This is a genomic window from Vibrio sp. M250220, from assembly GCF_036533795.1.
In the GTDB taxonomy this organism is placed as follows: Bacteria; Pseudomonadota; Gammaproteobacteria; order Enterobacterales; family Vibrionaceae; genus Vibrio.
On the sequence record NZ_JATABI010000015.1, the window covers coordinates 51240 to 62840 of the forward strand.

At 46.0% G+C, this 11601-nt stretch carries 11 protein-coding genes; 9 read left to right on the forward strand and 2 right to left on the reverse strand.

Translation table 11 applies throughout. The features are described from left to right. The first annotated feature begins 19 nt into the window (after nt 1-19). The 3 genes from dapE to QTN94_RS07895 are packed head-to-tail and all read left to right on the forward strand — an operon-like array spanning nt 20 to nt 2018. A complete protein-coding gene (gene dapE, locus QTN94_RS07885) occupies nt 20-1153 on the forward strand; it encodes a succinyl-diaminopimelate desuccinylase (protein WP_171052266.1) in 1134 nt (377 codons plus the stop codon). A 2-nt stretch (nt 1154-1155) separates the two neighbouring features. Continuing rightward, a complete protein-coding gene (locus QTN94_RS07890) occupies nt 1156-1830 on the forward strand; it encodes a M15 family metallopeptidase (protein ID WP_331427379.1) in 675 nt (224 codons plus the stop codon). 8 nt (nt 1831-1838) lie between these two features. Further along, on the forward strand, nt 1839-2018 hold the full coding sequence (locus QTN94_RS07895; protein ID WP_138973719.1) for a DUF2897 family protein: 180 nt from the start codon (nt 1839-1841) through the stop codon (nt 2016-2018). Nucleotides 2019-2047: 29 nt separating this feature from the next. Here the strand turns inward: QTN94_RS07895 and QTN94_RS07900 are convergent, their stop codons facing one another. Both QTN94_RS07900 and syd read right to left on the reverse strand, forming a co-directional pair. Further along, entirely contained in the window at nt 2048-2824 is a 777-nt protein-coding gene (locus tag QTN94_RS07900; protein WP_331427371.1) for a Zn-ribbon-containing protein, read from the reverse strand. A 2-nt stretch (nt 2825-2826) separates the two neighbouring features. Next, the gene (syd, locus tag QTN94_RS07905; RefSeq protein ID WP_331427372.1) at nt 2827-3372 is read right to left on the reverse strand and encodes a SecY-interacting protein; all 546 of its coding nucleotides are present in this window, start codon (nt 3370-3372) and stop codon (nt 2827-2829) included. 82 nt (nt 3373-3454) lie between these two features. On the opposite strand from syd, the gene queF reads away from it, so the two are divergent. The 6 genes from queF to vgrG form a co-directional block, all read left to right on the forward strand. Continuing rightward, nucleotides 3455-4300: an NADPH-dependent 7-cyano-7-deazaguanine reductase QueF gene (gene queF / locus QTN94_RS07910; RefSeq protein WP_331427373.1), complete on the forward strand. Its 846-nt coding sequence runs from the start codon at nt 3455-3457 to the stop codon at nt 4298-4300. Nucleotides 4301-4312: 12 nt separating this feature from the next. Continuing rightward, nucleotides 4313-6583, forward strand: coding sequence for a tetratricopeptide repeat protein (locus QTN94_RS07915; protein ID WP_331427374.1), 2271 nt, complete (start codon nt 4313-4315; stop codon nt 6581-6583). 103 nt (nt 6584-6686) lie between these two features. Then, nucleotides 6687-8252 (forward strand): GGDEF domain-containing protein, encoded by a 1566-nt coding sequence (locus tag QTN94_RS07920; protein WP_331427375.1) that lies wholly within the window; start codon nt 6687-6689, stop codon nt 8250-8252. A 196-nt stretch (nt 8253-8448) separates the two neighbouring features. Continuing rightward, nucleotides 8449-9813, forward strand: coding sequence for a nucleotide 5'-monophosphate nucleosidase PpnN (gene ppnN / locus QTN94_RS07925; RefSeq protein WP_331427376.1), 1365 nt, complete (start codon nt 8449-8451; stop codon nt 9811-9813). Between the two features lie 64 nt (nt 9814-9877). Further along, nucleotides 9878-10654 carry a flap endonuclease Xni gene (gene xni / locus QTN94_RS07930; protein ID WP_138971815.1) on the forward strand — a complete coding sequence of 259 codons (777 nt, stop codon included), beginning with the start codon at nt 9878-9880 and terminating at the stop codon, nt 10652-10654. 315 nt (nt 10655-10969) lie between these two features. Further along, nucleotides 10970-11601, forward strand: a 632-nt coding sequence (gene vgrG / locus QTN94_RS07935; RefSeq protein WP_331427377.1) for a type VI secretion system tip protein VgrG, incomplete at its 3' end; no start/stop codon positions are given.

Sequence of the window (11601 nt, forward strand, 5' to 3'; positions counted from 1 at the left end):
TAAGTAAAGGATTTCAAGGATGACAGACAGCCCGACTCTGGCTCTCGCAAAAGATTTAATTAGCCGTCAATCAGTAACACCAGAAGATGCAGGCTGCCAAGATGTAATGATTAAACGTCTTGAGGCTCTTGGCTTTAATATCGAAGTGATGGTGTTTGAAGACACCACTAACTTTTGGGCTCGCCGTGGCACCGAAGCACCACTCTTTGCCTTTGCTGGTCATACAGACGTTGTTCCTGCCGGAAAGCTAGAACACTGGGATACGCCACCTTTTGAACCCACCATTAAAGGTGAGTTTTTGCATGGTCGCGGTGCTGCGGATATGAAAGGTTCGTTGGCGAGTATGATTATCGCAGTAGAACAATTCATCGCCGAGAACCCAAACCACAAAGGTTCAATTGGCTTTCTCATCACCTCAGATGAAGAAGGTCCGTTTATTAACGGCACGGTCAGAGTTGTTGAAGCTCTCATGGAACGTGGCGAAACCATCGATATGTGTATCGTGGGCGAACCCTCCAGTACTGAAGTGGTCGGCGACGTGGTCAAAAATGGTCGGCGCGGTTCTATTACTGGTGATCTCACGGTTAAAGGGATTCAAGGTCACGTTGCTTACCCACACTTGGCGCGCAACCCAGTTCATCAATCACTAATGGCTATCCACGAATTGGCGACCACTGAGTGGGACCAAGGCAATGCCTATTTCCCGCCAACCAGTTTTCAGATCCCCAACGTACACGCCGGTACAGGCGCATCGAATGTGATTCCTGGTGAATTCAACGTGCAGTTTAATTTGCGTTTCAGTACTGAACTTAGCAATGAGATTATCGTTGAGCGTGTGACTGAGACTCTGGATAAACATGATCTGGATTACCAGCTTAAATGGACGTTCAACGGCGACCCATTCCTGACTGATACTGGCGCACTGCTTGACGCCGTCGTCGATGCAGTAGACGCCGTTAATCAGACTAAACCAGCTCTATTGACAACAGGCGGTACGTCAGATGGCCGTTTTATCGCAAGAATGGGTGGTCAGGTCGTTGAGTTAGGTCCGGTAAATGCGACTATTCACAAAGTGAACGAGTGCGTCAAAATCGCTGACTTAGAAAAACTCACTGCAATGTATCAGAAAACTCTAGAGAACTTACTCGCGTGATCATGACACCTGAGCAGCTAACCGGACAAACCAGCTCCCATTTAGTCGAAACTATTGTCGGGCAAAAAGCTTTTTTGGTTCATCCACAAGTGAGTCATGATCTGTTGTCCCTCAAAGCGTCGGCTGCTCAGGCTGGCTTTAATCTCAACATCGCCAGTGGATTTCGCGACTTTGAGCGTCAGAAAACCATCTGGAACAACAAGATGTCGGGAAACACCATGATTCTAGGCAGTAACAGCCAACCTTTAGAGGTGGGAGGTCTGTCTGAAGAGCAAAAGGTGATGGCCATTTTACGCTGGTCTGCCCTGCCTGGGGGCAGCCGCCACCATTGGGGAACCGACTTCGATCTTTTTGACCGAGACAGTCTGCCAGCCGATACTCAATTGCAACTGGAGCCTTGGGAATATCTTAGCGGTCATCAAGCTAAGTTCTATCTCTGGTTGAAAGAGAATCTTGCTCAGCACGGATTCTTTTTCCCCTATGCAAAAGACCTTGGTGGCGTTGCCTTTGAGCCATGGCACATAAGTCATCGTTCTAGTGCAGAGCAGTGCTTGCGACTATTGACGCTCTCAACTCTTAAGCAACAGCTTGAGAGAACGCCAATTTTGGGTCAGCAAGCGGTGTTAGCGCAGCTAGAAACGATCTACAATCAGTTTATTAGTAATATTTGTCAGTAGGTATTGTGATGGAATTCCTCACCAACCCTTGGGTTATCATCTTTATTGTTCTGAGTGTCATCATTGGTAACATTGCCGCACTAAAATACACAGCCAAGATGAAGTTTGGTCAGATAGACAAGAAGCCTGATTCCACAAAAGAGTCAGAGAGTAAACCCGATAGCCACAACGAAAAAGACCCGCAATAGTCGCAGGTCTTTTATTATCATGTCTCTTGCTACTTGATGTGATCCCAAGAAATATTGGAAACGATACGACAATCGTCGCACTTGAAATAGAAGATATCGTGTAAGGGTTGTTCCAAAAGCCATTCTCCACCGCACTTTGGACACTTACGCGCCTGCTCATCCGCAAGACTTTTTCCACCCACACGATATTGGTAGTAATACGTGGGTATCTTAGTGATGTACTCAATCCGACCACGTAAATCCCAACCGCGCTTAAATAGAACGCTGTCAGTATCGCAAATCTCATGCAAAGCGGCATGTTCTGCTCGGCAGCCACCTGCCATCTGGATCTCGTCACATGCCTGCCACTCTGTTTGCCACTTAATCACGGCTTTATGGTCACCATTGAGCGTCGGATCATTGCGATAAAGTGGGATGGGTAGCAGGGTTTCTCCACTACGCAGTGGAGAACATGTATGAACATACGTGGTATACAAAACTTGCCAGCTTGGCGCTTCTTGTTCCGCCGCCTCTTCTGAGTTTAGGTCGCGCCCAAGTAAACGCATTTTGGGTGCCAGCAGACAAGCTTCAGTTAAGCGATTAAGGCACACTTTGACAAAATCAGAGTGGTAGTTAGAGTGCAAACTGTCTTGCTCAGGACAGACGACGCGAACATAAAACTCGCCATCCCCCATCACAATTGGAAATTCACGGCCTAGCACTTGACCGTTATAACGAAACGCATCCATCAACCCATTAATTGCTTTATCCACTGCCGAGATGGTGGTGTTATCGAAGCACTCGAACTGAAGTTCTACAACGTACATACTTACACCACTGGCTCTAGATTCGCTAAAAACTGCGCGATATCTTCCGCTAAGATATCTCGCTTATCCGTCCCTAAGCGTTCGACAATGACATTACCAGAAAGGTTGCAGATCGAAATCACGTCCAGTTCCGCATCTGTTGCAGCAATAAATACGGTAGGTTTTAGTTTTAGGCGGCGTTGAGTAACAAGGTGCCCTAAGATGTTTTCTTGTAGTCGAACAAAATCGTCATCACTCCAAACTTGGAGCAAAGTCAGTTCGTTGCCTTGCCAAGTCGCATCCATATCTGCGCTATATTGAGAACCATAAAAGGTCTTGATATCTTGATGTAAGCTCAGCTCTATCGCGCTTTCAACATTGGTAAAATCCGCAGGAGTGTCTCGCTGACAAGCTTGCCACTCTACCGCCTCATCGCTCTTTCTCTCAACGCATGGCGAGACGAGATCCACCAACTCAGTACTCGTCGGTAACTGACCTGATGCATCTAAGTGTGCCTGACGATATTTTTCACTGAATGAGAGTAACGCTTGTAAGGCATTATCAGCCATTAGATTCTCCAACATGAATATTCGCTTTTAACAGCGGGATTGCGTAAAATTCTCGACATTCTAATAGAAAATGAACAAAAGTATGAGCAAATATTCTGACGCCAAAGAACTTGCCGGTCTAACCTTAGGCCAAAAGACTGAGTATTCTAACCAGTACGACCCGAGCCTACTGCAACCGGTTCCTCGCAGCCTCAACCGAGATGATCTTGAGCTTGGCGATAGCCTGCCGTTCCAAGGCTGTGATATTTGGACTTTGTACGAACTCTCTTGGTTAAATGACAAAGGGCTGCCACAAGTTGCGATTGGCGAGGTTTCAATCCCTGCGACCAGTGCCAACCTAATCGAATCCAAATCTTTTAAGCTCTACCTAAATAGTTTCAATCAAACCCAATTTTCATCTTGGGACGAGGTGGAGCGCGTATTGGTCAAAGATCTGTCTCAATGCGCTGGCGAAGAGGTTTCCGTCACGGTTCGCTCTGTTGTCGACTACACCGATTCACTCATCGTCACTATGGATGGAGAGTGTATTGATGAGCAGGACATCGAAATAACTAGCTATGACTTCGACAGAACACTGATTCAAGGTGCTGCTACAGGCGAAGTGGTAGAAGAGAGCCTACACAGCCACCTGCTTAAATCAAACTGCCTAATCACCAACCAGCCAGACTGGGGCAGCGTTGCAATTCAATACAAGGGTAAGCAGATAGATCATGAAGCACTGCTACGCTATATCGTTTCATTCCGTGAACACAATGAGTTCCATGAACAGTGTGTTGAACGTATTTTCACTGACATAATGGAATTTTGTCAGCCTGAAACCTTGACCGTTTACGCACGCTACACGCGTCGCGGAGGCTTGGACATCAACCCATATCGTTCAAATGTGAACAGCCAGCCAAATCATAATCAACGTATGGCTCGCCAATAGGAATTGCTCAGAATGATAAGAATACGCTGGAAACACTACATCTGCGCTCTGATGCTGATGGTGTCTTCACCCCTGATGGCGAGTACGATTTATTCTTCACCATCACTAAACGAAGCGAATAGTCTGGTCAATATTGTTCCCAAACAGGCGAAACAATTAGCGACGGATTATCTTAACCAGCGTACCTTATCTGATAAAACCGAGCAGAGCCCTTCTGGCATTTCTCGAGATGAAACCGACAGTCGGACACGCACTCCGGGTAGCACTATCGATGCGTTAAGAATATTGGCTCAAGCAGATTTTAATATCGGTAATGTACACGGCGCTCTAAAATATCTGCAAGAAGCGAAAACTTTAGCTCAAACCTATCGATTACCCTATTTACTTATCGAAACCAAGCTCGACGAACTTAGGCTCAACTGGCTTATTGATGGTAACGCGATCAAAGCAAGAGACGCGTTATCAAAGGTCGAACAAGAGTTTGACCAAATTGGCAATTCACAACAGCTCGCTCGTGGATTGAAATACAACATCATCATGCTCAAAGCCGCCATTGCGTCAAAAGAAGGTGAAATTGCCATCGCAGATGAGTATTACCTAGCAGCTAAGCCGTATATTGAAAGTGCGAAGTCAATCCACACATGGATCGAGTATAACACAACTGTGGGTCAACACCTGCTTGCTAACAAGAAGTACAATCGAGCGCTCTCTGAATTACTCATCAGTTACTGGAAATCGATTGAAACAGACTCAGCTCGACAGCTCGCTGAGGTCAACCGCACTCTGGGCCAGCTCTTCTACGAACGAAAGGTATTAGATAAGGCCAACGACCACTACTCACAGGCGGCAGACTTTTTCGACAACTATCAGAACTCCCCTGTTCTTGCTCCCATTCTCAAAAGCATGGGGGACATCTATTTCCAGCAGGCAAAATATAATCTCGCATTAGTTCATTACTTCAACGCAATGGATCATGAACGTATGCAGAACAATATTGAGAGCGTGATTGAAATTCGCATCTCTCTTGCGGCTACCTACCTGCATCTAGTCAACTACACATTGGCTGAGCAGTATTTAGACCGAGCACAAGAGTTACTGGCCTATGCGGATATTCCACGGTTAAAGTCCTATGCGTATCTCCTTGAATCCGGTTTAGCTCTTCATAAGCAGGAGCCACAAAAGGTAATTACCAAAGCGCGTAAAGCTCTAGAAATTGCCAAACAGCAGCAGGATATCGGCACGCAAAAATCAGCATGTCAGCTGCTTTACCTCGGCTACGAACTCAATAAAGAGTATAAGCTTGCTCTCGAATATCTGGTTCAATACAACTCCTTGGCGACCATTGAGCAGCAGCAACTCGACCTGATCAGCGAAGACGCATTTCGTCAGCAGAAGGAGTTCGTCGAGCAAACTCTTCATCTCAACGGGCAGAAAGAGCAGTTGGAGAAGACGCACAACGAATATCGCAAGTTCCAAAACATTACCTTTACGCTGTTTCTTCTCTGCGCCTTACTGCTTATCTTCCTGTTGCGCCGTGGTCACGTAATCAATGTCCAGAAAGAAGAGCTCGATGAGCTTAATGAAGACCTTTATACGCATTCCCGCTCAGGGCTGAAAAACCTACGGATGCTCAATGCGAAATTGCCAGCTTCACTAGAAGAAAGCAGCCACAAATTTGAAAAATGGCATGTAGGGGAACTGATACATGAGCCACTTAATGATCGTTTACGTTTTGTGATGATTGATGTCCCTTTCCTGCGCAATATGTACCTTCAACATGGTTATCAGGAAGGACTCAAATTAGAGCGTGCTTTTGGCGATTATCTACAACAAAAAGTGGAGCATCCTGCGCGTATTTACCATTTTTCCGATGCCAATCTGCTTTATATCGAACCAAATAGTAAAGACAGTACCGATCCAGAGGCCATGTTCGAAAAGATCCAACAATGGATCATGGAATTCAAGCCTGATCGGATTCTTAACCGCGTCATTCGTATTGGTATGGCAGACTATCCATTCCTTCCAAGAGCGTATACTGCGGTTAATGATAAGGAACTAATTGATGTGCTACTTATGTCAACCAGTACCGCTCGCACACTGAGTATGAAAGAACATTCAAGTCAGTGGGTCTATTTAAAAGCCATTGAAAACGCACCTGCCGCAAGTTTAGCCACTGGTAATATCCGCAAGGCTTGCAAGCATTCCATCAACCAAGGGCTAATAAAAGTACACTCTTCGTTCAAGAATGAGGACAGCATCAAAAAACTACTAAAAGATGAGTAAAAGCTCGTCAATCAAACGTAGTAAGTCGTGACGCCCTCATTTTATTTGATATTATCGACAGATTAATAAATAAATTAGATTCTATCTTTAAGTTTAGATTTTCATGGGCGTCCTCGAACAAGATCTTCAGTCACAGCTGCACAACCTGAAATCTCAATTGGAACAGGTTCGATTGACACAAAGGGATACCTCGTTCAAATTTAAAAGAGAACAAAAGGTACTCCAACGCATTATTGCGTCACTTAGTGCCGCCTATAAAAGTGAAAACCCGCGACTTCAGACGGGTCTAATAGAACTAAAACAAGCTATAGAGCAACAACAAGACGTCAGTACACTAATACCGAAACTCGCGGTATTAGAACGCTTGCTTAAACAACAAGGCTTGGCCATGGAAAAACAGACAGAGCACTTAGACACGCAAATTAAACACAGCGGTGAAACCCTGCTGCGTCTTACTGGGCTGCCCGCTAAGATAAAACGCGATCTACGTGATCTACTGAGTTACTCTAGCGGTCTTGAGCACTCTAAAGCAGAACAAGCTCTGCGTCTTCTCTGTCTCTACGAACGCTCTGTTAAAATCATCACTTCTAATCCTGACTTCAGCATTAATAAGATCTCCAGCAGCTCCGACCGTGAATTGCTGCTGAGGTTGTCTGAAGAGTTACAGCACCTTATTACCGAACTGGACTTTGAGGGCGAATCAGGCGAGTTGCTGGCCGATATTCGAGCTAAATTGCTGATTGGCGTTAATAGCCACGTATTACTTGAGATGACGCTGCAAACTCTCAAGTTGGTCATTGATGGCACCCATTATGAGCGTAAGACCTCTGAACAGTTCCTAGAACAAGTCAATGCGTCTCTGTCATCCACACTGAAAAGTTCAGCGCAAAACGTCCAGCAATCACACAGTTATTTTGAACATCGCCAAGAAATGAACGGTGAACTCACCGATCTGCTGAACGATACTCAAGCGAAAGTGACGTCGGCAAACAATCTGGAGTCGCTGAAATCACAAGTAACACCGCTACTTGCTCAACTCAATTCTTTGACGGAACGATTAAAGCATGCCGAACAACGTGAGCAAGCCTTGCTTGAACGTATGGACTATGGCAAGAATCAACTGGAAGCCTTATACGAGGTAACGCAAGACTACCGCCGCCGTTTAGAAGATCAGGCTCAGCGTATGTTATTGGACCCGCTGACGAAGGTATATAATCGTGCCGCCTTCAGTGATCGTTTAGAACTCGAGTATCGACGCTGGATTCGCGCCCAACACTGCTTACGGGTGGTGCTGCTGGATATTGATGGCTTTAAGTCGATCAACGACAGCTTTGGTTATGGAGCGGGAGACAAAGCCCTTAAGATCATTGCTCGTACCATTAAGAAAGAGCTGCAAGATACCGACACTGTTGCACGTTTTTCTGGCGAAGAGTTCATTCTTTTGCTGCCAGAAGTCACAGACACTGACGCATTTAATCTTATTCAGACTATACAGACTCAGGTCTCTAAACTGCCGTTCAAATTCCGTAACCGTAATTTAACCATCACACTTTCCGCCGCGAGCACAGCTTTCAAAGACTCTGACACTCCAGAAGAAGTGCTAGAGCGAATCAACTTGTGCCTCAACGAAGCGAAAAGTATCGGTAAAAACCAGCTCGTTTGGCGTTAAACCTTCTGTCACTAACTCTCCTACCACAACGAAACTGTGATTGATCTATATATATCAAACAGTTAACTTTTATATCATCAAAAACCTGCTAAGCTTAAAAGACCGTTGCTGAACAATAACTACTTGTTGGCAACTCATAAGGACAAGAATAACAACGATAATGTACTCGACTAGAGTGCTGTTCAAGGAGGTCACTATGATCACGCATATCAGTCCAGCTGGCAGTATGGACTTACTCTCTCAACTTGAAGTTGAGCGCCTTAAGAAAACTGCTGCGAGTGATCTTTACCAACTCTACCGTAACTGTACTCTAGCGGTACTCAACTCAGGTAGTCATACTGACAACTCAAAAGAGCTGCTGGATAAGTACAAATCATTTGATGTAAACGTGGTGCGCCGTGAGCGTGGTATCAAACTAGAGCTAAGTAACGCTCCAGAACATGCGTTCGTTGATGGAGAAATCATCAAAGGTATCCAAGAACATCTGTTCTCGGTTCTGCGTGATATCGTCTACGTTAACATGCACCTTGCGGACAATCAGCGTCTCAACTTAACCAACGCTAGCCATATCACTAACCTTGTTTTTGGTATCTTGCGCAATGCGGGGGCACTCACTCCGGGTATCGAACCTAACCTTGTTGTCTGCTGGGGTGGCCACTCGATTAATGCAACAGAGTACCAATACACACGTGAAGTCGGTAACGAACTGGGTCTACGTGAGTTGAATATCTGTACAGGTTGTGGCCCCGGCGCAATGGAAGGGCCGATGAAAGGCGCGGCAATTGGACACGCCAAACAACGTTACTATGATCAACGCTATCTTGGCCTCACTGAACCATCGATCATTGCCGCAGAGCCGCCAAACCCGATCGTGAATGAACTGGTTATCATGCCTGATATCGAAAAACGTTTAGAAGCGTTTGTGCGAATGGCGCATGGTATTGTTATCTTCCCTGGAGGCGCGGGGACCGCAGAAGAGTTGCTATACATTTTGGGTATCATGATGCACCCAGAAAACGCAGATCAACCTCTACGTATCGTACTAACAGGGCCTAAAGAGAGTGCAGAATACTTTAACTCCATTGACCGCTTCATTGGGGATACGCTCGGTCCAGATGCTCAGAAGCATTACCAGATTGTTGTCGACGACCCAGCCAAAGTCGCTCAAATCATGAAACAGAGCATGGCAGAAGTCCGTCAACACCGTAAAGACACCGGTGACGCCTACAGCTTCAACTGGTCTCTAAAAATTGAGCCAGAGTTTCAGTTACCGTTTGACCCAACGCATGACAATATGTCGAGCCTTGATCTGCACCTCAATCAACGCCCAGAAAATCTCGCCGCAGCCTTGCGTCAAGCCTTCTCTGGAATCGTGGCTGGTAACGTAAAAGCAGAAGGGATCCGAGAGATTGAACGACATGGTCCATTTATATTGGACGGCGATGCAACTCTGATGAAAAAAATGGATAAGTTGCTTAGAGACTTCGTTGAGCAAGACCGTATGAAACTGCCAGGGGGCACCGCATACGAACCTTGCTATCAGATTAAGACCAGTAGTTAGTGACTGGCATTCTTAGCTTCATCCGATACAATAAGGGCCCTGTGCCCTTATTTTTTTGATTTGTATGTCTATTCATCTTGTTATTATCGACGCGCTAAACCTGATCCGCCGAGTCCATTCAGCCCAACCTGATCCCAACGATATAGCAAGAACGATATCAACCACATCTCGTACCCTGCATAGGATATTGTCTGAGTCCAAGCCGACGCATATCATCGCAGTGTTTGACCACCACTTGCAAGAGCGAGGATGGCGAGCGGAAATACTTCCAGAATACAAACAAAATCGGAAGCCAATGCCAGAGCCTTTACTAAAAGGGTTAGAGTCGATCCAAGATGCATGGTGGAAGATTGGAATCGATTCGTTACTTTCTGAAGGTGATGAAGCTGACGATCTGGTAGCGACACTCGCCATGAAAGTCGCCAACCACAATGAGAAAGTCACTATTGTATCGACAGATAAGGGCTACTGTCAGTTACTCTCACCGACTCTGCAAATCCGTGACTACTTCCAACATCGTTGGTTAGATGAACCATTTATCGAGAATGAGTTTGGCGTTAAATCTAAGCAATTGGCGGATTACTGGGGATTAACTGGGATTAGCTCAAGTCAGGTAACGGGTGTACCAGGCATTGGTCCTAAAGCCGCAAAAGAGATTCTGAATCAATTTGAAGATATCGAACAAGCTTACGCCAGTGAAGCGCTCCCCGCTAAGTACAGAAAAAAACTCGATGAACATATAGAGTCAGCGCGCCGATGCAAACAAATAGCCGCTCTGAAAACGGATATAGAGCTTGGGTTTAACTTGCAAGATATTCGTTTTACTGGTGCTAAAGAGTAAAAAATTAGCACCTTAATCAACCAAACAAGGTAAGTTAACCAACTTCTACGTTAACCACTCGATACTAAATGGCCATTATCTGCTCATCAAGCAATAGAACCAAGATCAAATTGTTTGATATTGAAACAATCCTGATACTCAACCAACAGCATAAAGATGAAAAATCAGTGTGATTCAAATGACAAGCGATCGAGGGCAAGTGCTCACACATCCCCCTCGCTATGTTGGGTATCTAGGAAGCCTTAATCTTTAACCGCCATGAGTGGTACTGTACGTTAACGTTATGGCTTTCTCCCTTTTCCCCGAGGAGAAAAAATGGCCACTTTAGCGTATACCATCAATATAGAAGGACTCGGCGATGATGCCTTGGTTGTGACTCAGTTCGATGGGCAAGAGTCCTTGTCTGCCAGCGTGTTTCATCATCGACCTTGTTACGGTTTTTGTTATCAAATCACCTTAGCCAGCCGTCGGCATGACTTAACCGCAGACCAAGTGGTGGATCGGCAGGTCGAGCTGCGTATGTACCGCAACCAAGTGTTGGTGCAGCGCGTACATGGGATAGCGCGCGCGTTCACGCAGGGCAACATTGGTCATCACCATACTCGCTATGCCTTGACGCTGGTACCTGCGCTGGAACGTCTCTCACTGCGCCACAACAGCCGGATTTTCCAACATAAGACCACGCCTGACATCATCGAGACGCTATTGCAGGAGATGGGCATTCATGACTATGCCTTTTCACTGCAACGCGAGCCTGCTCAACGTGAGTTTTGTGTCCAATACCGTGAAAGTGACCTCGACTTTCTCCACCGCCTCGCCGCGGAAGAAGGCATGGTCTACAGCTTTATTCATGAAGCCGGAAAACACACCTTGCTGTTCAGTGATGCCACTGTGCTGCTGCCCTCCTTAGCTCAGCCTATTCCGTACAACGGGTTAGCGGGTGGTGT